We start from the raw sequence: 19,755 nt of genomic DNA on the forward strand, positions 1-19,755 counted from the left end.
CGACCCCAGCGGTGACTGACACGACGCCTTCGCGAGCAGGCTCGCTGCCCCGATGAAGTCTGTGTAATCAGGCGCTCTTGTTTTGGTTCTCATTATCATATAATAATAAATCTCATCTCCGAACGAGTCCCGGATCATGAGTTCTGCCTTGCACGAGCAGCCGTACCTCGAAAGCTGGCGCTGGATGAGTCGACAGATCCGTTGCGCGATGGATCCTGACGAACCACGCCTGATCGAACATTACCTGGCCGAAGGCCGTTATCTGGCCTGCTGTACGGCGACTTCCCCGTGGACCATCGCTGAAACCTCCTTCCGTCTGCTGCTCGACACAGCCACCGACATCGCGTTGCCGTGGCACTGGCGCAGCCTGTGTCTCGATCAAGCCTGGCGTCCGTTGCGTGAAATGGAGCGCCTCTCTCTGTGCAACTGTCGGCTCCAGCGCTGGCAGCGCTACACCTGGCAACTGGCGACCTGCGAGTTGCTTCCCTCGATTCCTCTCATTGAATTAGTCCAAGGATTTACCGATGACCAAGACTCGTATTGAGCGCGACAGCATGGGCGAACTACAGGTGCCGGTGGACGCTCTCTATGGCGCGCAGACCCAGCGTGCAGTGGATAACTTCCCGATCAGCGGCAAGCCGATGCCAACGCAATTCATCCGTGCGCTGATCCTCGCCAAAGCCGCCGCCGCGCGGGCCAACGTCGAGCTCAACCAGCTCAGCGCCGGCCAGGGCAAAGCCATCAGCGATGCGGCCCAAGGCCTGCTCGAAGGCGACTTCATGCAGCATTTCCCGGTGGATATCTTCCAGACCGGCTCCGGCACCAGCTCCAACATGAACGCCAACGAAGTGATCGCGACCCTCGCCAGCCGACTGCTTGGCGAGCCGGTCAACCCGAACGATCACGTCAACTGCGGCCAGAGCAGCAACGACATCATTCCGACCACCATCCACGTCAGCGCCGCCCTGGCGTTGCACGAACAACTGCTGCCGGCGCTGTTGCATCTGGTGCAGGTCATCGAAAACAAAGCCGAACAGGTGCACCACCACGTCAAAACCGGCCGCACGCACTTGATGGACGCGATGCCGGTGCGCATGAGTCAGGTGCTCAATGGCTGGGCGCAGCAGCTCAAGGCCAACATCGGTCATCTGCAGGACTTGCTGCCGAGCCTGCAATCGCTGGCGCAGGGCGGTACGGCGGTCGGCACCGGGATCAACGCGCATCCGGAGTTTGCCAAGCGTTTCAGTCGCCAGCTCAGCCAACTGACGAATGTGCAATTAACTCCGGGCAAGGATCTGTTCGCCCTGATCGGCTCGCAGGACACCGCCGTCGCCGTCTCCGGTCAGCTCAAGGCTACCGCCGTGTCGCTGATGAAAATCGCCAACGACCTGCGCTGGATGAACTCTGGTCCGCTCGCCGGCCTTGGCGAGATCGAGCTGGAAGCCCTGCAACCGGGTTCGTCGATCATGCCGGGCAAGGTTAATCCGGTGATTCCGGAAGCTACTGCGATGGTCGCTGCGCAAGTGATCGGCAACGATTCGGTGATCACCATCGCCGGCCAGTCGGGCAACTTCGAGCTGAACGTGATGCTGCCGATCATCGCCCAGAACCTGCTGAGCAGCATCGAACTGCTGGCCAATGCCAGTCGTCTGCTCGGCGACAAGGCCATCGCCAGCTTCAAGGTCAACGAGTCGCGGCTCAAAGAAGCGCTGTCGCGTAATCCGATCCTAGTCACGGCGCTCAACCCGATCATCGGCTATCAGAAAGCCGCCGAAATCGCCAAGCAGGCCTACAAGCAGGGCCGCCCGGTGATCGACGTCGCGCTGGAACACACCGATCTGTCGCGCAGCCACCTGGAAGAGTTGCTCAACCCCGAGAAACTCACCGCCGGCGGCGTGTAAACCCCGCAACCGCTTTGGAGGCTCACCATGGAGCACTGGAAACGCACGATCGAACGGGCCAATCGCTGCTTCATGCTCGGCGAGCTGATCGACGCCCGCGAGGCTTACCTGCAAGCCCTGGCCCTGGCGCAAGTGCTATTCGAACGCTGGGCCGATGCCGACGAAGCGGTGGCGGCCTGCGTCATCTCCCACCACAACCTGGCGGATCTGCACCTGCGCCTGAATCAGCCGGAGGAGAGCGCCGAGTACCTCTGCGCGATTCATCAACGGCTGTTGCAGACCATGCAGGACGAGCGCCTGCGCCCGGCCCTGCGTGAGGCGGCGTTGCGCCAGAGCAGCAAGACCTACGTCGAACTGCTGAATTTCATCAGCGAACACGGCGAATACCCGCGCACCCAGCGCCTGCTGCACCCGGACACCGGCAATGCACGCCGCGCGTCAGCCTCACATCACCATGGAGTCCACTGAAATGGCTTTTACCTTGCCTGCCTTGCCGTACGCCTACGATGCCCTGGAACCGCACATCGATGCGCAAACCATGGAGATCCACTACACCAAGCACCACCAGACCTACATCAACAACCTCAATGCCGCCGTCGAAGGCACTGAGTACGCCGAATGGCCGGTGGAAAAACTGGTCGCCAGCGTTCAGCAGTTGCCGGAAAAACTCCGCGCGGCGGTGATCAATCAGGGTGGCGGGCATGCCAACCATTCGCTGTTCTGGGAAGTCATGGTGCCCAACGGCGGTGGTAAGCCGGACGGCGCGCTGGCCAAGGCCATCGAGGCGCAACTGGGCGGCCTCGACAGCTTCAAGGAAGCCTTCACCAAAGCCGCGTTGACCCGTTTCGGCAGCGGCTGGGCCTGGCTCAGCGTGACCCCGGAGAAAAAACTGGTCGTGGAAAGTAGCGGCAATCAGGACAGCCCGTTGATGAACGGCAACACGCCGATTCTCGGTCTGGATGTTTGGGAACACGCCTATTACCTGCGTTATCAGAACCGTCGCCCGGAATACATCAACGCGTTCTACAACGTGATCAATTGGCCGGAAGTTGCTGCGCGCTACCAGGCTGCACTGGTTTAAGTCTTCTATAAAAACAATCCAGGGCTGACTATGGGCACTGAAACACTGGCGATTGGCGGTGGGCGCATGTTTCGTTACGCGGTCGGGTCGCTGTTGCTGCTGGCGGGCATGACCCTGCTGGCCGTGCACGGGCTGGAATGGCTGGATCTGCAGCCGCGATTGTCACGCGCATTGCAGGGCGGCGCGATCTGCGCCCTCGGCACGGCGCTCGGCGCGGTGCCGGTGCTGGTGATCCGGCGTATGCCGCAGAGGCTCAGCGATACGCTACTGGGTTTCGGCGCCGGCGTGATGCTGGCGGCGACTGCGTTTTCGCTGATCGTGCCGGGCATCGCTGCTGCCGAAAGTCTGGGCCTGACACCGTTGGCCGCCAGCGGGCTGATTTGCTTCGGCATCATGCTCGGTGCATTCGGTTTGTATCTGGTGGATCTGAAACTGTCCGGCGCCTCACCGGAAATGCTCGTCGGTACCCCCGAGCACCCGGTGATTCCGCCGCGCATCTGGCTGTTCGTCTTCGCCATCATTGCTCACAACATCCCGGAAGGCATGGCGGTGGGGGTGTCCGCTGGCGGCGGCATGCCGGATGCCGACAGTCTGGTGATGGGCATCGCCTTGCAGGATGTGCCAGAGGGATTGGTGATTGCGCTGGTACTGGCGGGGGCGGGAATGTCGCGGGTCAAGGCATTCTTGATCGGTGCGGCGTCAGGACTGGTCGAACCGGTGTTTGCACTGCTCTGTGCCTGGCTGGTCAGTCTGGCGGAGCTGTTATTGCCGATGGGGCTGGCGCTGGCGGCGGGGGCGATGTTGCTGGTGGTGACGCACGAAGTCATTCCAGAATCGCGCCGCAATGGTCATGACAAGCTGGCCAGTCTTGGCTTGCTGATCGGGTTTTGTCTGATGATGGTGATGGATACGGCGTTGGGTTGAATATCAAAAGATCGCAGCCTGCGATCTTTTGATCTTTTGATCTTTTGATCTTTAAACGATCAACCACCCTCATCGAAGTAGTTGTTGATCAACGCCACCAGCGCATCCAGCGCTTCCTGTTCCTGATGGCCTTCGGTGCTCAGATAGATCTTCGTACCCTTGCCGGCGGCGAGCATCATCATCGCCATGATGCTTTTGCCATCCACTGTGGTTTCTGGCGTGCGACCCACTCTGATCGTGCAATCCGGGAACTGGCCCGCCACCCCGACGAACTTGGCCGACGCTCGGGCGTGCAGGCCCAGTTTATTGATGATTTCGATTTCCAGAGCAGGCATCGCGGTGTGAATCCTTTAAGTGAGGTCGCGGTGGCGAACCTGGACGTTCTTCAGGGTTTTCTGCAGGGCCTGACCCAGGCGTTCGGTCAGGTAAACGGAGCGGTGATGCCCGCCGGTGCAGCCAATGGCAATGGTGACATAGGCGCGATTACTCGCGGCAAAGCGTGGCAGCCATTTGTACAGGTAGCCGTAGATGTCCTGGAACATCTCCTCAACCTCCGGTTGTGCAGCCAGGTACTCGGCGACCGGTGCGTCGAGACCCGATTGTGCACGCAGTTCCGGTTTCCAGTAAGGATTGGGCAGGCAGCGCACATCGAACACCAGATCCGCGTCCACCGGCATGCCGCGCTTGAAGCCGAACGACTCGACCAGAAACGCCGTGCCCGGTTCCGGTTGGTTCAGCAGTCGCAGCTTGATGGTGTCACGCAACTGGTACAGATTCAGATTGGTGGTGTTGACCTTGAGGTCGGCCAGGTCGGCGATCGGGCCGAGCAGGGCGGTTTCATCTTCGATCGCTTCGGCCAGCGAGCGGTTGGCAGTGCTCAATGGATGGCGCCGGCGGGTTTCCGAGAAGCGCTTGAGCAGGGTTTCTTCGTCGGCATCCAGATACAGCACATCGCACTGGATGTGCCGGGCACGGACTTCTTCAAGCAGTTCGGGGAAACGCGACAGGTGGCTCGGCAGATTGCGTGCATCGATCGACACGGCCACCAGCGGCTGGGCCAGTTCGGTGTGAATCAGGGCGCGTTCGGCGAGTTCCGGCAGCAGACCGGCCGGCAGGTTGTCGATGCAGTAGTAGCCGTTGTCCTCAAGGACATTCAGGGCGGTACTTTTACCCGAGCCGGAGCGGCCGCTGACGATGATCAAACGCATGATTAATGACCGTTCTGCTCGCTCAGGACGACCTGATACAAGGCTTCGTTGCTCGGTGCGCTGCGCAGTTTTTCGCGCACTTCCTTGCGATCGAGCATGCTGGCGATCTGGCGCAGTAATTCCAGGTGGGCATCGGTGGCCGCTTCCGGGACCAGCAGTACAAACAGCAGGTCGACCGGTGCGCCGTCGATGGCATCGAAATCGATGGGGGCATCAAGGTGCATCAACGCGCTGATAGGCGCTTCGCAGCCTTTGAGGCGACAGTGGGGAATGGCGATGCCGTTGCCGAAACCGGTGGATCCGAGTTTCTCACGGGCTACCAGGCTCTCGAAAACATCCTGCATGGCCAGATCCGGCACTTCTTTATGGATGAGGTTGGCAATCTGTTCGAGGGCTTTCTTTTTACTGCCGCCCGGCACGTTCACCAGGGAACGGCCGGGGGTCAGGATACTTTCAAGTCGGATCATGGGTTGGGAGTGTTAACGACCTGTCGCGCCCTGAAGGAGGCTCTGGGTCTTTTCCTTATGCTTTTTGAGTTGGCGATCCAGCTTGTCGGTCAGTGAGTCGATCGCAGCGTACATGTCAGTATCTTCTGCGTTAGCGACCACTTCGCTGCCGGGTATATGCAAGGTGGCTTCGATTTTCTGCTTGAGCTTTTCGACGCACATCGTGACTTGCACGTTGGTGATCTTGTCGAAATGGCGCTCCAATCGTTCGAGTTTCTCGTTGATGTAGGTGCGCAGAGGTTCGGTCACTTCCAGTTGGTGTCCACTGATGTTGACTTGCATACAGCTTCTCCTTCGTTGCCAGTGCATAAAGCGGCAGGCCGAAGAGCCTGCCACTGGAACGCTGTAACGTGGCTTACATCAACCGCTTGCGTTCGCTCGAAGGCGCGATCCCGAGGGATTCGCGGTACTTGGCGACGGTGCGGCGAGCCACCTGAATGCCTTGTGCCTCCAGTAAACCAGCGATCTTGCTGTCACTCAACGGCTTTTTCTGATTTTCCGCCGCAACCAGTTTTTTGATGATCGCGCGGATCGCCGTCGACGAGCATTCACCGCCTTCGGAGGTGCTGACGTGGCTGGAGAAAAAGTATTTCAGTTCATAAATACCGCGCGGGGTATGCATGAATTTCTGCGTGGTGACCCGGGAAATCGTCGATTCGTGCATGCCGACCGCCTCGGCGATGTCATGCAGGACCAACGGCTTCATGGCTTCATCGCCATACTCCAGGAAGCCGCGCTGATGCTCGACGATCTGGGTGGCCACCTTCATCAGGGTTTCGTTGCGGCTTTGCAGGCTCTTGATGAACCAGCGTGCCTCTTGCAACTGGTTGCGCATGAAGGTGTTGTCGGCGCTGGTGTCGGCGCGACGGACGAAACCGGCGTACTGCGCGTTAACCCGCAGACGGGGCACTGACTCCTGATTCAGCTCGACCAGCCAGCGTTCGTTATCCTTGCGCACAATGACGTCGGGCACCACGTACTCGGCTTCGGTCGATTCGATCTGCGAGCCCGGACGCGGATTGAGGCTTTGCACCAGTTCGATGACCTGACGCAACTCGTCTTCCTTGAGCTTCATACGCCGCATCAACTGGCTGTAGTCGCGACTGCCGAGCAGATCGATGTAATCGCTGACCAGACGTTTGGCTTCGTTGAGCCACGGGGTCTTGGCCGGGAGCTGACGCAGTTGCAGCAGCAGGCATTCGCCGAGGTTGCGCGCGCCGATACCGGCCGGTTCGAACTGCTGAATGCGGTGCAGAACGGCTTCGATCTCGTCCAGCTCGATGTCGAGCTCCGGATCAAAGGCGTCGAGAATTTCTTCGAGGGTTTCGTCCAGGTAGCCCTGATTGTTGATGCAATCGATCAGGGTCACGGCGATCAGGCGGTCGGTGTCGGACATCGGCGCCAGGTTCAATTGCCACAGCAGATGGCTTTGCAGGCTTTCGCCGGCGGACGTGCGGGTGGTGAAGTCCCACTCGTCGTCATCGCTGCTGGGCAGGCTGCTGGCGCTGGTCTGGTAGACGTCTTCCCAGGCGGTATCAACGGGCAGTTCGTTAGGAATGCGCTCGTTCCATTCGCCATCTTCCAGATTGTCCACCGTCGGGGCGGCTTCCTGATAGGACGGTTCCTGAATGTCGGTGTTGGGTTTTTGTTCGGCGTTGTCGGCCAAAGGATCGGTATTGTCGAAGTCGTCGCCTTCTTCCTGGCGTTCGAGCATCGGATTGGATTCCAGGGCCTCCTGGATTTCCTGTTGCAGGTCCAGGGTCGACAATTGGAGCAGGCGGATGGCCTGTTGCAGCTGCGGTGTCATCGTCAGCTGCTGGCCCATTCTCAAGACTAGCGATGGTTTCATGGCAGGGGCTTAACACCTTATTCGCCGGCGCGCATGCGCCATCCACTACAGGGCGCCGGAGCGCCAAACTTAAGCAAATTATATGCCTGAAACTGTCGTGTTTGCCTAGAGCGCTGTAACAATAAAAGCGTATAAAAAGCCTGCTTCATCGATACAGCACCCGGAGGCTGGCCAAGTGCCTTGGTGCTTACAGGCGGAACTCGTGGCCCAGGTACACTTCCTTCACCAGATCGTTGGCAAGGATGGTCGCCGCATCGCCTTCCGCGATCAGTTGACCGTCGTTGACGATGTAGGCGGTTTCGCAGATATCCAGGGTCTCACGCACGTTGTGGTCGGTGATAAGAACACCGATGCCCTTGGCCTTGAGGTGATGGATGATCTGCTTGATGTCGCCGACCGAAATCGGGTCGACACCGGCGAACGGCTCGTCGAGCAGGATGAATTTCGGTGCGGTCGCCAGGGCGCGGGCGATTTCCACCCGGCGGCGTTCACCACCGGACAGGCTCATGCCGAGGTTGTCGCGGATGTGGCTGATGTGGAATTCCTGCAGCAGGCTTTCCAGTTCCTTGCGACGACCGGCCTTGTCGAGTTCCGTGCGGGTTTCGAGGATGGCCATGATGTTATCGGCCACCGACAGTTTGCGGAAGATCGACGCTTCTTGCGGCAGATAGCCGATACCGGCCTTGGCGCGGCCGTGCATCGGCTGATGGCTGACGTCCAGATCATCGATCAGCACGCGACCCTGATCGGCCTGCACAAGGCCGACGATCATGTAGAAACAGGTGGTCTTGCCGGCACCGTTCGGGCCGAGCAGGCCAACGATCTGGCCGCTGTCGATCGACAGGCTGACGTCGCGCACAACCTGGCGGCTTTTATAGGCCTTGGCCAGGTGTTGAGCTTTCAGAGTTGCCATTACTGGGTTTTCTCGTCGGTTTTCTTCTTCGGCTGGATCACCATGTCGATACGCGGACGCGCTTCGGTGACTTTGCTGCCGGTAGCGCGACCGGCACTGGCCAGTTTCTTCACCGTGTCATAGACGATTTTCTCGCCCTGAGTGGTGTTGTTGTCCTTGTCGACAACCTTGGCCTTGTCGATCAGCACGACGCGGTTTTGCGCGGCGTGGTACTGAATCGTCACGCCCCAGCCCTGAACAGGCTTGGCGTCACCCTGGGTTTGCAGTTGCTCGAAGTAGGCAAGGTTGCCCACCGAGGTCACCACGTCGATATCGCCGGTCGGAGTACGGGTGATGGTCACCGTATTGCCCTTAACGATCATCGAGCCCTGGGTGATGATCACATCACCTTTATAGGTGGCGATGCCGTTCTTGTCGTCCAGCTGGGCGTCGTCGGCCTGAATGCGGATAGGTTGCTGCTGATCGTTCGGCAGAGCCCAGGCGCTCACGCTTCCCAGTGCTGCGCCCAGACTGAGCAAAATAGGGAGGGTTTTAACGAGCCTCATACTGTCCTCTTACGTTCGATTGCAGGTGTATCCTGCTTTCCTTCAAATACGCCTTCATTCCCACGCCAGTCGATACACCGCCAGCGCCGTCGATTCTAACGGGTTGCTCGGTCTGCGCATATTGCTGCTGAGGGAACACCGTCATGCGTGTGCTGGTGATCAGGGTGTCGCGTTTCTTTTCATCGGTGCGCTTGATGCGTACCGAGTCGATCAATTCTACCTGCGTTCCGTCCGGATTCACTTCGCCGCGTTCGCTGGTCACGTGCCACGGAAACTCGGTGCCGCGATACATGTTGAGGTCGGGTTTGGTAACCAGAGTCACATCCGTCGCTTTCAGGTGTTCGGCCTTGTCCGACGTCATTTCGTACTGCACTTTGCCGTCCGGCAGATATTGCAGGGTATGCGTATTGGTGGCGTACCAGTCGATGGCAGTGTCTTCGACCTTGGCCACAGGCTTGTCGAGGAAACGTTCCGGACTGATGTTCCAGTAGCCGACCGCCGCAAACATCGCAGCGATGCAGCCGAACAGCAGGAAGTTGCGAAATTTTTTGCTAAACATGATTTGGCTCACAGGTACGCGGCGTTGGCCGCATCGAGGCGGCCCTGGGCGCGCAGGATCAATTCGCAGAATTCGCGGGCGGCACCTTCGCCACCGCGGGCCCGAGTGACGCCATGGGCGTGTTCGCGCACGAAGTCGGCAGCATTGGCAACGGCCATGCCCAGCCCTACGCGGCGGATCACCGGCAAGTCAGGCAGGTCGTCACCCAGGTAGGCGACCTGTTCATAGCTTAGGCCCAGTTGCGCCAGCAGGCCGTCCAGAACCACCAATTTGTCTTCGCGACCCTGAAACAGGTGCGGGATACCGAGGTTCTTCGCCCGGCGTTCAACCACCGGGGTCTTGCGGCCACTGATGATGGCAGTCTCGACACCGGCATTCATCAGCATTTTGATGCCCTGGCCATCGAGGGTGTTGAAGGTCTTGAATTCGCTGCCGTCTTCGAGGAAGTACAGGCGCCCGTCGGTGAGGACGCCGTCGACGTCGAACACCGCCAGTTTGATCGCTTTGCCGCGTTGCAGCAGATCGGTGGTCATTACATCACTCCTGCACGCAGCAGATCGGAGAGGTTGAAGGCGCCGATCGGGCGATCTTCTTCGTCCACGACAACCAGTGCGTTGATTCGGTGGTCTTCCATGATTTTCAGGGCTTCGGCGGCGAGCATCTCGGGCCGTGCGGTCTTGCCGTGTGCGGTCATGACCTGGTCGATGGTGGCGCTGCGGATGTCGATGCTGCGGTCCAGCGTGCGGCGCAAATCGCCGTCGGTGAAGATTCCGGCCAGTTTGCCATCGGCTTCAACGATCGCGGTCATGCCCAGACCCTTGCGGGTCATTTCCATGAGCGCGTCCTTGAGCAGGGTGCCGCGCTGCACTTGCGGCAGCTCTTGCCCGGCATGCATGACGTTTTCCACTTTCAGCAGCAGGCGTCGACCCAGAGCGCCGCCCGGGTGTGAAAAGGCAAAATCTTCGGCGGTGAAACCACGCGCTTCCAGCAGCGCCACGGCCAGGGCATCGCCCATGACCAGCGCGGCGGTGGTCGAGGAAGTCGGTGCCAGGTTCAGCGGGCAGGCTTCGTGTTCGACATGAACGTTGAGATTGACTTCGGCAGCTTTGGCCAGCGGCGACTGCGGATTGCCGGTGAGGCTGATCAACTGGATGCCGAGGCGCTTGATCAATGGCAGCAGGGTGACGATTTCGTTGGTCGAGCCGGAGTTGGAGAGGGCGAGGATCACGTCGTCGCGGGTGATCATGCCCATGTCGCCATGGCTGGCTTCGGCCGGGTGGACGAAAAATGCCGGGGTGCCGGTGCTGGCCAGGGTCGCGGCAATCTTGTTGCCGACGTGCCCGGATTTGCCCATGCCGACCACGACCACACGGCCTTTGCTGGCCAGAATCATCTCGCAAGCGCGTACGAAATCGGCGTCGATATGGGGCAACAAGCCTTGTACGGCTTCCACTTCGAGGCGAATGGTGCGTTGTGCCGATTGAATCAGGTCGCTGGATTGGCTCATGTCAGAAATCGTATAGCCCGATGAAAAGGCGGCGATTATAGCGGTTATGTTGAAAAGCCTCACGCAAGTTCGTCGTGCTTTGTCATTCCTCGTAACCAAAACCCTGAAAAAGCGCGGCCGCGCCTGTCATATCGCTGAACACAGGGGGGCATGGGCCTTGGGCGCTTGGCCTTTGCAGTGATATAGTTCGCCGCCAGTTCGGCCTGCCCGGGAGGTATGTGCTTTCTGCGGAAAGCCAGGCGTCCGAGTGAGAGGCTGCATCGCAAGGAGTTTAGATGAGTGCCGATAACGCCTACGCGGTCGAGCTGAAGGGAGTCTCCTTCAAGCGCGGTGCGCGCAGCATTTTCAATAACGTCGATATTCGCATCCCGCGTGGCAAGGTTACCGGCATCATGGGACCTTCCGGGTGCGGCAAGACCACTTTGTTGCGCTTGATGGGTGCGCAGTTGCGTCCATCCAGCGGCGAAGTCTGGGTCAACGGCCAGAACCTGCCGACGCTGTCGCGCAGTGATCTGTTCGATGCGCGCAAGCACATGGGTGTGCTGTTTCAGAGCGGCGCGCTGTTCACCGATCTCGATGTCTTCGAGAACGTCGCTTTCCCCCTGCGCGTTCATACGCAATTGCCGGATGAAATGATCCGCGACATCGTCCTGCTCAAATTGCAGGCGGTCGGTCTGCGCGGTGCGATCGAGCTGATGCCCGACGAGCTGTCCGGGGGCATGAAGCGGCGCGTGGCGCTGGCCCGGGCGATTGCGCTCGATCCGCAGATTCTCATGTATGACGAGCCTTTCGTCGGTCAGGATCCGATCGCCATGGGGGTGCTGGTACGCCTGATCCGTCTGCTCAACGATGCGCTGGGGATCACCAGCATCGTGGTCTCCCACGATCTGGCCGAAACCGCGAGCATCGCTGACTATATCTATGTAGTGGGTGATGGTCAGGTGCTGGGGCAGGGCACGCCGGACGAATTGATGAATTCGGATGAACCGCGTATTCGCCAGTTCATGACCGGCAACCCCGATGGCCCGGTGCCGTATCATTTTCCAGCGACGGATTACCGCGCAGATCTTCTGGGGAAGCGCTGATGCGCAAAATTTCATTAATAGAACGCGTACGCCGGTTCGGCGAGGCGGCGATCGACGCCGTCGCGGTGTTTGGCCGCGCGACCCTGTTCCTGTTTCACGCCCTGCTCGGTCGTGGCGGTATCAGCGGCGGTTTCGGCCTGCTGGTCAAGCAGTTGCATTCGGTCGGCGTGATGTCGCTGGTGATCATCGTCGTGTCGGGGATTTTCATCGGCATGGTGCTGGCGCTGCAGGGCTTCAGTATTCTGTCGAGCTACGGTTCGGAGCAGGCGGTGGGGCAGATGGTCGCCCTGACGTTGCTGCGTGAACTGGGGCCAGTCGTGACGGCGTTGCTGTTTGCCGGGCGTGCCGGTTCGGCGCTGACCGCAGAAATTGGCAACATGAAGTCCACCGAACAGCTTTCCAGCCTGGAAATGATCGGTGTCGATCCGCTCAAATACATTATTGCCCCGCGTCTGTGGGCCGGTTTCATTTCCCTGCCGGTGCTGGCGATGATTTTCAGCGTGGTGGGAATCTGGGGCGGTTCGTGGGTGGCTGTCGACTGGCTTGGCGTGTATGAAGGCTCCTACTGGGCGAACATGCAGAACAGCGTGAACTTCACCAGCGATGTGCTCAACGGCGTCATCAAAAGTATCGTTTTCGCCTTCGTCGTGACCTGGATCGCCGTTTTCCAAGGCTATGACTGTGAGCCCACTTCCGAGGGCATCAGTCGCGCCACCACCAAGACCGTGGTATTCGCCTCGCTGGCGGTACTGGGCCTGGACTTTATTCTGACCGCTTTGATGTTTGGAGATTTCTGATGCAAAACCGCACCCTGGAAATCGGTGTCGGCCTGTTCCTGCTGGCAGGGATCCTGGCTTTGTTGCTACTGGCTCTGCGGGTCAGTGGCCTGTCTCCGACTTCGACCACCGACACCTATAAACTGTATGCCTACTTCGACAACATCGCCGGTTTGACGGTCAGAGCCAAAGTGACCATGGCTGGCGTAACCATCGGCAAGGTCACGGCCATCGATCTGGATCGCGACAGCTTCACCGGTCGGGTAACCCTGCAAGTGGATAAAAAGGTCGACAACCTGCCGACCGACTCCACAGCGTCTATCCTGACCGCTGGCCTGTTGGGCGAGAAGTACATCGGTATCAGCGTGGGCGGGGAAGACACCCGTCTGAAGGATGGTGGAACCATCCACGACACGCAGTCGTCTCTGGTACTGGAAGACCTGATCGGTAAATTCCTGCTCAATACCGTTAGCAAAGACGCCAAATGAGGAGCTTTTGAATGATCTCTACCTTGCGACGTGGCCTGTTGGTGTTGCTTGCGGCACTGCCGATGCTGGCTAGCGCTGCGCCCGGACAGTCGGCGCACGACCTGATTCAGGACACCACGAACCGGATGCTGGCCGACTTGTCGGCCAATAAAGAGAAGTACAAGAAGGATCCGCAGGACTTCTACACGGCGCTGAACACCATCGTCGGACCTGTGGTGGATGCCGAAGGCATTTCCAAGAGCATCATGACGGTCAAGTATTCGCGCAAGGCCACGCCGGCGCAGATGCAGACCTTCCAGGAAAACTTCAAGCGCGGCCTGTTCCAGTTCTATGGCAACGCTTTGCTCGAGTACAACAACCAGGGCATCACCGTTGATCCGGCCAAGGATGAGTCCGGCGATCGCACCAGCGTCGGCATGACCGTCAAGGGCAACAACGGCGCGATCTACCCTGTGCAGTACACGCTGGAGAAGATCAATGGCGAGTGGAAACTGCGCAATGTGATCATCAACGGCATCAACATCGGCAAGCTGTTCCGTGATCAGTTCGCCGACGCGATGCAGCGCAATGGCAACGATCTGGACAAGACCATCAACAATTGGGCTGGCGAAGTGGCCAAGGCCAAGGAAACCACCGAGAAAGCTGCCGAGAAGCCAGCGCAATGAATGAGGCGGCAGTTCGTATGAGTGACGTCGACGAGCTATTGCTCAGTGGAGTACTGGATTACCGCACAGGTCCCGACCTGCGCAAGGAAGGCCAGGCGCTGATCAAGTCCAGCAAGGCGGCATCGCTGGTCATCGATTGCTCGGCAGTGAAGAAGTCCAGCAGCGTCGGCTTGTCCTTGCTGCTGTGCTTCATGCGCGATGCCCAGGCGGCCGGCAAGGCCGTCAGCATCCGTGCGATGCCGGAAGACATGCGCGAAATCGCTCAGGTCAGTGAACTGACCGAGTTGCTGGCGCACCCCTGAACCCGCATCGATAAACAAGCCCCCCGTCAGAGTCCTGCCAATGCGGGGTTCGCAGGCGCGGGGCTTTTTTGTATGATGTCCGACCCGTGCGCACAGGGCGCCGATTGAGGTTGAGCATGCAGGCCGTAGAAGTGAAGAGCTTCCTTGAAGGGAAGCTGCCAGGAACGCAGGTGGAAGTTGAAGGCGAAGGCTGCAACTTTCAGCTGAACGTGATTAGCGATGAACTGGCGGCGTTAAGCCCGGTCAAGCGTCAGCAGAGCATCTATGCCCATTTGAACCCGTGGATCGCCGATGGCAGCATCCATGCGGTCACTATGAAATTTTTCAGCCGCGCGGCCTGGGCCGAGCGCACCTGAGCCCAAGGGCGTCGAGATTCTTATGGATAAATTGATTATTACCGGTGGCGTTCGTCTTGATGGCGAAATCCGTATCTCCGGGGCGAAGAACTCCGCCCTGCCGATTCTGGCTGCCACCCTGCTGTGCGATGGCCCGGTGACCGTTGGCAACCTGCCGCACCTGCACGACATCACCACCATGATCGAGCTGTTCGGTCGCATGGGCATCGAGCCGGTGATCGACGAGAAACTCAGCGTCGAAATCGACCCACGCACCATCAAGACCCTGATCGCGCCGTACGAACTGGTGAAAACCATGCGTGCCTCGATCCTGGTATTGGGCCCGATGGTTGCGCGTTTCGGTGAAGCCGAAGTCGCCCTGCCTGGCGGTTGCGCCATCGGTTCGCGTCCGGTTGACCTGCACATCCGTGGCCTCGAAGCCATGGGCGCGGTGATCGACGTCGAAGGCGGCTACATCAAGGCCAAGGCGCCTGAAGGCGGCCTGCGCGGCGCCAGCTTCTTCTTCGATACCGTCAGTGTGACCGGTACCGAAAACATCATGATGGCAGCTGCCCTGGCCAAGGGCCGCAGCGTCCTGCAGAACGCCGCGCGCGAGCCGGAAGTGGTTGACCTGGCGAACTTCCTCAACGCCATGGGCGCCAAGGTTTCCGGCGCCGGCACCGACACCATCACCATCGATGGCGTCGAGCGTCTGGGTTCGTGCTTCTACAAGGTCATGCCTGACCGTATCGAAACCGGCACCTACCTGGTGGCCGCTGCGGTCACCGGTGGCCGCGTGAAGGTCAAGGACACCGATCCGACCATCCTCGAAGCCGTTCTGGAAAAGCTCCGTGAAGCCGGCGCTGAAGTCACCAGCGGTGAAGACTGGATCGAGCTGAACATGCACGGCAAGCGCCCGAAAGCGGTCAACGTGCGCACCGCGCCGTACCCGGCGTTCCCGACCGACATGCAGGCCCAGTTCATCTCGCTCAACGCCATTGCCGAAGGCACAGGCGCAGTGATCGAGACGATCTTCGAAAACCGTTTCATGCACGTGTACGAACTGCACCGCATGGGCGCCAGGATCCAGGTCGAAGGCAACACCGCGATCGTCACCGGTACTGAAGTCCTGAAGGGCGCGCCAGTGATGGCCACTGACCTGCGTGCTTCGGCCAGCCTGGTGATCTCGGCACTGGTGGCCGAAGGCGACACCCTGATCGATCGCATCTACCACATAGACCGTGGTTACGAGTGCATCGAAGAAAAACTGCAGATGCTGGGCGCCAAGATCCGTCGCGTTCCGGGCTGATTGCTGCATGCGGACACAGGGACGTGTCCACTGAATTTGTTTCGAGTCGAGCCGGTATCCGGCTCGATGTGTGTCCGGCGCCGATTGCGACCGGACATGAGTACCTTGATAAGGACTGACGTTTCCCATGTTGACCATCGCACTGTCCAAGGGCCGCATCCTTGACGACACCCTGCCGCTTCTCGCTGAAGCCGGCATCGTGCCGACCGAGAATCCGGACAAGAGCCGCAAGCTGATCATCCCCACCACTCAGGATGACGTACGTCTGTTGATCGTGCGTGCCACTGACGTGCCGACCTATGTCGAGCATGGCGCGGCCGACCTCGGCGTCGCCGGTAAAGACGTGTTGATGGAATACACCGGCCAGGGCCTGTACGAGCCGCTGGATCTGCAGATTGCCCAGTGCAAGCTGATGACCGCCGGCAAGATCGGCGCGGCCGAGCCCAAGGGCCGTCTGCGCGTGGCGACCAAGTTCGTCAACGTCGCCAAGCGTTACTACGCCGAACAGGGGCGTCAGGTCGACATCATCAAGCTCTACGGTTCGATGGAGCTGGCGCCGCTGATCGGTCTGGCCGACAAGATCATCGACGTGGTCGACACCGGCAACACCCTGCGCGCCAATGGCCTGGAACCTCAGGAACTGATCGCCACGATCAGCTCGCGCCTGGTGGTCAACAAGGCTTCGATGAAGATGCAACACGCCCGAATCCAGGCGTTGATCGATACCCTGCGCAACGCAGTGGAATCGCGACACCGCGGCTGATTCACCTGCGTGACCTTGAGTCGCGCCCGTCTATCCGCCTCATAGCCAGAATCTCAGGTGCCCAAGCGGAAACGACTGGCTAGGGAAGGTGCGCTGACGTTTAATAACGACCGCGCCTTACTCCAAAAGGCAATCTAACAGCAGCAGAACAATTTCTCAGAAGTATAAACGCGTAGTGGCCAGCCTTTTGAAGCAAGGCCCTACGGGTTGGCACTGTGCCCGCACCATGCTGCGTTGCGGGACTCGGTAAGGAAAAACCCTTACCTTCGTCCCACGCCTTGCCTGGTGCGGGCACAGTACCAACGCGATCGTTATTAAACGTCAGCGCACCTTCGGGCGCCTGAGTTTTTGCCATTCCTATGAGGCTCTCGCTATGACCGCACCGACTGCAATTCGCCGACTCAACGCTGCTGACCCGGATTTCGCGCATCATCTGGATCATCTGCTGAGCTGGGAAAGTGTGTCTGACGACTCGGTCAATCAGCGCGTGCTGGACATCATCAAGGCGGTGCGCGAGCGCGGTGACGCGGCGCTGGTCGAGTTCACCCGCCAGTTCGACGGCCTCGACGTCGCCTCGATGGCTGACCTGATCCTGCCGCGCGAGCGTCTGGAACTGGCCCTGACCCGCATCACCGTGGCACAGCGCGAAGCGCTGGAAAAAGCTGCGGCGCGGGTGCGCAGCTATCACGAAAAACAGAAACAGGATTCCTGGAGCTACACCGAGGCCGACGGCACCGTACTCGGGCAGAAGGTCACGCCGCTGGATCGCGCCGGCCTGTACGTACCGGGCGGCAAGGCGTCGTACCCGTCTTCGGTGTTGATGAACGCGATTCCGGCCAAGGTCGCCGGCGTGACCGAAGTGGTCATGGTCGTGCCGACCCCGCGCGGTGAGCTCAATGAACTGGTGCTGGCGGCGGCGTGCATTGCCGGCGTTGACCGGGTGTTCACCATCGGCGGTGCGCAAGCGGTTGCCGCGCTGGCTTACGGCACTGAAAGCGTGCCGCAGGTGGACAAGGTCGTCGGCCCGGGCAACATCTATGTGGCCACCGCCAAGCGTCACGTGTTCGGTCAGGTCGGCATCGACATGATCGCCGGCCCGTCGGAAATCCTTGTGGTGTGCGACGGCCAGACCGATCCGGACTGGATCGCCATGGATCTGTTCTCCCAGGCCGAGCACGACGAAGACGCCCAGGCGATTCTGGTCAGCCCGGACGCCGAATTCCTCGACAAGGTCGCTGCGAGCATCGACAAACTGCTGCCGACCATGGACCGCGCAACCATCATCGAAACCTCGATCAATGGTCGCGGTGCACTGATTCATGTGCGCGACATGGCGCAAGCCATCGAAGTCGCCAACCGTATCGCCCCGGAACACTTGGAGCTGTCGGTCGCTGATCCACAAGCGTGGTTGCCGCAGATCCGTCACGCCGGCGCGATCTTCATGGGCCGTCACACCTCCGAGGCGCTGGGCGACTACTGCGCTGGCCCGAACCACGTGCTGCCGACCTCCGGCACTGCGCGGTTCTCCTCGCCGCTGGGTGTGTACGACTTCCAGAAACGTTCGTCGATCATCTTCTGCTCCGAGGCCGGTGCTTCCGAGCTGGGCAAGACCGCTTCGGTGCTGGCCCGTGGCGAATCCCTGAGTGCGCACGCACGCAGCGCCGAATACCGCATCAAAGCTGAGCAGAAGGGGAACTGAACATGAGTAAATTCTGGAGCCCGTTCGTCAAGGATCTGGTGCCGTATGTGCCGGGCGAACAGCCAAAGCTGACCAAACTGGTCAAGCTCAACACCAACGAAAACCCCTACGGCCCGTCGCCAAAAGCCCTGGCGGCGATGCAGACCGAACTCAACGACAACCTGCGTCTGTACCCGGACCCGAACAGCGATCTGCTGAAAAACGCCGTCGCTAACTACTACGGCGTGCAGAGCAATCAAGTGTTCCTCGGCAACGGCTCGGACGAAGTGCTCGCGCACATCTTCCACGGTCTGCTGCAACACGAGCAGCCGCTGCTGTTCCCGGACATCAGCTACAGCTTCTATCCGGTGTATTGCGGTCTGTACGGCATCCAGTTCGATGCCGTGCCGCTGGACGCGCAGTTCCAGATCAACCCGGCGGACTACGCCAAACCGAACGGCGGGATCATTTTTCCCAATCCGAACGCACCGACCGGTTGCCTGTTGGCGCTGGAGGCGGTCGAGCAGATCCTCAAGGCCAGCCCGGATTCGGTGGTTGTGGTGGACGAGGCTTATATCGACTTCGGCGGCGAAACCGCGATCAGTCTGGTGGATCGTTATCCGAACCTGCTGGTGACCCAGACCCTGTCCAAGTCGCGCTCGCTGGCCGGGCTGCGCGTTGGTCTGGCGGTGGGTCATCCGGATCTGATCGAAGCGCTGGAGCGGATCAAGAACAGCTTCAACTCCTATCCGCTGGATCGCCTGGCGATTGTCGGGGCGGCGGCAGCGTTCGAGGATCGCGAGTATTTCGACAAGACCTGCCGTCTGGTGATCGAGAGCCGTGAATGGGTGATCGCGCAATTGCAGGCCAAGGGCTTTGAGGTGCTGCCGTCGGCGGCGAACTTCATCTTCGCCCGTCACCCGCAACACGATGCCGCGGGTCTGGCGGCCAAGCTGCGCGAGCAGGGCGTGATTGTGCGCCACTTCAAGCAGGAGCGGATTGCCCAGTTCCTGCGGATTTCGATCGGTACGCCGGAGCAGAATCAGGCGCTGATCGACGGTCTCGGCAACCTCTAAAAGCCAAAGCCCCTCACCCTAGCCCTCTCCCAGAGGGAGAGGGGACTGATTGGGGGATATTGCAGATTTTCGCCGACGTGAGAGTGCTGTGCTGAATCCGTAATCGACTCGGATTTTCAGGTCGATGTACTTCGCAAGACAGCTCGGTCTGCTCCCTCTCCCAGAGGGAGAGGGGACTGATTGGGGGATATTGCAGAGTTTCGCCGACGTGAGAGTGCTGTACTGAATCCATAATCGACTCGGATTTTCAGGTCGATGTACTTCGCAAGACAGCTCGGTCTGCTC

General features: G+C 59.9%; 25 protein-coding genes. 15 read left to right on the top strand and 10 right to left on the bottom strand.

Annotated elements, in window-relative coordinates; all coding sequences use genetic code 11:
• The first annotated feature begins 136 nt into the window (after positions 1 to 136).
• Genes E3Z29_RS06915 through E3Z29_RS06935 form a run of 5 tightly spaced genes read left to right on the top strand, consistent with a single transcriptional unit; the run spans position 137 to position 3,906 of the window.
• Entirely contained in the window at positions 137 to 544 is a 408-nt protein-coding gene (locus E3Z29_RS06915) for a hypothetical protein (RefSeq protein WP_027610839.1), read from the top strand.
• Positions 525 to 1,901 carry an aspartate ammonia-lyase gene (locus tag E3Z29_RS06920; protein ID WP_134785441.1) on the top strand — a complete coding sequence of 459 codons (1,377 nt, stop codon included), beginning with the start codon at positions 525 to 527 and terminating at the stop codon, positions 1,899 to 1,901. Before E3Z29_RS06915 ends, E3Z29_RS06920 begins: the two co-directional genes overlap by 20 nt.
• Before the next feature lie 27 nt (positions 1,902 to 1,928).
• On the top strand, positions 1,929 to 2,369 hold the full coding sequence (locus tag E3Z29_RS06925; RefSeq protein ID WP_007967199.1) for a hypothetical protein: 441 nt from the start codon (positions 1,929 to 1,931) through the stop codon (positions 2,367 to 2,369).
• A 1-nt stretch (position 2,370) separates the two neighbouring features.
• The gene (locus E3Z29_RS06930; protein WP_115986705.1) at positions 2,371 to 2,982 is read left to right on the top strand and encodes a superoxide dismutase; all 612 of its coding nucleotides are present in this window, start codon (positions 2,371 to 2,373) and stop codon (positions 2,980 to 2,982) included.
• A gap of 30 nt (positions 2,983 to 3,012) precedes the next feature.
• The gene (locus E3Z29_RS06935; RefSeq protein WP_134785442.1) at positions 3,013 to 3,906 is read left to right on the top strand and encodes a ZIP family metal transporter; all 894 of its coding nucleotides are present in this window, start codon (positions 3,013 to 3,015) and stop codon (positions 3,904 to 3,906) included.
• 59 nt (positions 3,907 to 3,965) lie between these two features.
• Here the strand turns inward: E3Z29_RS06935 and E3Z29_RS06940 are convergent, their stop codons facing one another.
• From E3Z29_RS06940 to E3Z29_RS06985, 10 genes are all read right to left on the bottom strand, one after another.
• The gene (locus E3Z29_RS06940) at positions 3,966 to 4,241 is read right to left on the bottom strand and encodes an HPr family phosphocarrier protein (RefSeq protein WP_003221684.1); all 276 of its coding nucleotides are present in this window, start codon (positions 4,239 to 4,241) and stop codon (positions 3,966 to 3,968) included.
• Positions 4,242 to 4,256: 15 nt separating this feature from the next.
• Positions 4,257 to 5,114: an RNase adapter RapZ gene (rapZ, locus tag E3Z29_RS06945; protein ID WP_027610844.1), complete on the bottom strand. Its 858-nt coding sequence runs from the start codon at positions 5,112 to 5,114 to the stop codon at positions 4,257 to 4,259.
• Positions 5,115 to 5,116: 2 nt separating this feature from the next.
• A complete protein-coding gene (gene ptsN, locus E3Z29_RS06950) occupies positions 5,117 to 5,581 on the bottom strand; it encodes a PTS IIA-like nitrogen regulatory protein PtsN (RefSeq protein WP_027610845.1) in 465 nt (154 codons plus the stop codon).
• Between the two features lie 12 nt (positions 5,582 to 5,593).
• A complete protein-coding gene (gene hpf, locus E3Z29_RS06955; protein WP_025109458.1) occupies positions 5,594 to 5,902 on the bottom strand; it encodes a ribosome hibernation-promoting factor, HPF/YfiA family in 309 nt (102 codons plus the stop codon).
• A 73-nt stretch (positions 5,903 to 5,975) separates the two neighbouring features.
• The gene (locus E3Z29_RS06960; protein ID WP_027610846.1) at positions 5,976 to 7,469 is read right to left on the bottom strand and encodes an RNA polymerase factor sigma-54; all 1,494 of its coding nucleotides are present in this window, start codon (positions 7,467 to 7,469) and stop codon (positions 5,976 to 5,978) included.
• A 187-nt stretch (positions 7,470 to 7,656) separates the two neighbouring features.
• Positions 7,657 to 8,382 (bottom strand): LPS export ABC transporter ATP-binding protein, encoded by a 726-nt coding sequence (lptB, locus tag E3Z29_RS06965; RefSeq protein ID WP_007967211.1) that lies wholly within the window; start codon positions 8,380 to 8,382, stop codon positions 7,657 to 7,659.
• Positions 8,382 to 8,927, bottom strand: coding sequence for a lipopolysaccharide transport periplasmic protein LptA (gene lptA / locus E3Z29_RS06970; protein ID WP_096795357.1), 546 nt, complete (start codon positions 8,925 to 8,927; stop codon positions 8,382 to 8,384). Before lptA ends, lptB begins: the two co-directional genes overlap by 1 nt.
• A complete protein-coding gene (gene lptC, locus E3Z29_RS06975) occupies positions 8,914 to 9,486 on the bottom strand; it encodes an LPS export ABC transporter periplasmic protein LptC (RefSeq protein WP_027610848.1) in 573 nt (190 codons plus the stop codon). Before lptC ends, lptA begins: the two co-directional genes overlap by 14 nt.
• Before the next feature lie 8 nt (positions 9,487 to 9,494).
• On the bottom strand, positions 9,495 to 10,019 hold the full coding sequence (locus E3Z29_RS06980) for an HAD family hydrolase (protein ID WP_007967216.1): 525 nt from the start codon (positions 10,017 to 10,019) through the stop codon (positions 9,495 to 9,497).
• The gene (locus E3Z29_RS06985) at positions 10,019 to 10,993 is read right to left on the bottom strand and encodes a KpsF/GutQ family sugar-phosphate isomerase (protein WP_027610849.1); all 975 of its coding nucleotides are present in this window, start codon (positions 10,991 to 10,993) and stop codon (positions 10,019 to 10,021) included. The genes E3Z29_RS06980 and E3Z29_RS06985 overlap by 1 nt, the downstream gene beginning before the upstream one ends.
• A 275-nt stretch (positions 10,994 to 11,268) precedes the next feature.
• On the opposite strand from E3Z29_RS06985, the gene E3Z29_RS06990 reads away from it, so the two are divergent.
• The 10 genes from E3Z29_RS06990 (at position 11,269) to hisC (ending at position 19,470) form a co-directional block, all read left to right on the top strand.
• A complete protein-coding gene (locus E3Z29_RS06990) occupies positions 11,269 to 12,078 on the top strand; it encodes an ATP-binding cassette domain-containing protein (RefSeq protein WP_003221703.1) in 810 nt (269 codons plus the stop codon).
• On the top strand, positions 12,078 to 12,875 hold the full coding sequence (mlaE, locus tag E3Z29_RS06995) for a lipid asymmetry maintenance ABC transporter permease subunit MlaE (RefSeq protein WP_134785443.1): 798 nt from the start codon (positions 12,078 to 12,080) through the stop codon (positions 12,873 to 12,875). The genes E3Z29_RS06990 and mlaE overlap by 1 nt, the downstream gene beginning before the upstream one ends.
• Entirely contained in the window at positions 12,875 to 13,342 is a 468-nt protein-coding gene (mlaD, locus tag E3Z29_RS07000) for an outer membrane lipid asymmetry maintenance protein MlaD (RefSeq protein WP_007967220.1), read from the top strand. The genes mlaE and mlaD overlap by 1 nt, the downstream gene beginning before the upstream one ends.
• Before the next feature lie 11 nt (positions 13,343 to 13,353).
• A complete protein-coding gene (locus E3Z29_RS07005; RefSeq protein ID WP_027610852.1) occupies positions 13,354 to 14,007 on the top strand; it encodes a phospholipid-binding protein MlaC in 654 nt (217 codons plus the stop codon).
• Positions 14,004 to 14,309, top strand: a complete 306-nt coding sequence (locus E3Z29_RS07010; protein WP_027610853.1) for a lipid asymmetry maintenance protein MlaB — start codon at positions 14,004 to 14,006, stop codon at positions 14,307 to 14,309. The genes E3Z29_RS07005 and E3Z29_RS07010 overlap by 4 nt, the downstream gene beginning before the upstream one ends.
• 116 nt (positions 14,310 to 14,425) lie before the next feature.
• Positions 14,426 to 14,665 (top strand): BolA family protein, encoded by a 240-nt coding sequence (locus tag E3Z29_RS07015; RefSeq protein WP_003221710.1) that lies wholly within the window; start codon positions 14,426 to 14,428, stop codon positions 14,663 to 14,665.
• A 22-nt stretch (positions 14,666 to 14,687) separates the two neighbouring features.
• Positions 14,688 to 15,953 (top strand): UDP-N-acetylglucosamine 1-carboxyvinyltransferase, encoded by a 1,266-nt coding sequence (murA, locus tag E3Z29_RS07020; protein ID WP_134785444.1) that lies wholly within the window; start codon positions 14,688 to 14,690, stop codon positions 15,951 to 15,953.
• Between the two features lie 127 nt (positions 15,954 to 16,080).
• Entirely contained in the window at positions 16,081 to 16,716 is a 636-nt protein-coding gene (gene hisG, locus E3Z29_RS07025) for an ATP phosphoribosyltransferase (RefSeq protein ID WP_007967226.1), read from the top strand.
• A 373-nt stretch (positions 16,717 to 17,089) separates the two neighbouring features.
• A complete protein-coding gene (gene hisD / locus E3Z29_RS07030; protein ID WP_134785445.1) occupies positions 17,090 to 18,415 on the top strand; it encodes a histidinol dehydrogenase in 1,326 nt (441 codons plus the stop codon).
• Between the two features lie 2 nt (positions 18,416 to 18,417).
• Positions 18,418 to 19,470 carry a histidinol-phosphate transaminase gene (gene hisC / locus E3Z29_RS07035; protein WP_027610856.1) on the top strand — a complete coding sequence of 351 codons (1,053 nt, stop codon included), beginning with the start codon at positions 18,418 to 18,420 and terminating at the stop codon, positions 19,468 to 19,470.
• Positions 19,471 to 19,755 lie beyond the last annotated feature (285 nt).

It is taken from the genome of Pseudomonas sp. S150, from assembly GCF_004526365.1.
In the GTDB taxonomy this organism is placed as follows: Bacteria; Pseudomonadota; Gammaproteobacteria; order Pseudomonadales; family Pseudomonadaceae; genus Aquipseudomonas; species Aquipseudomonas putida_A.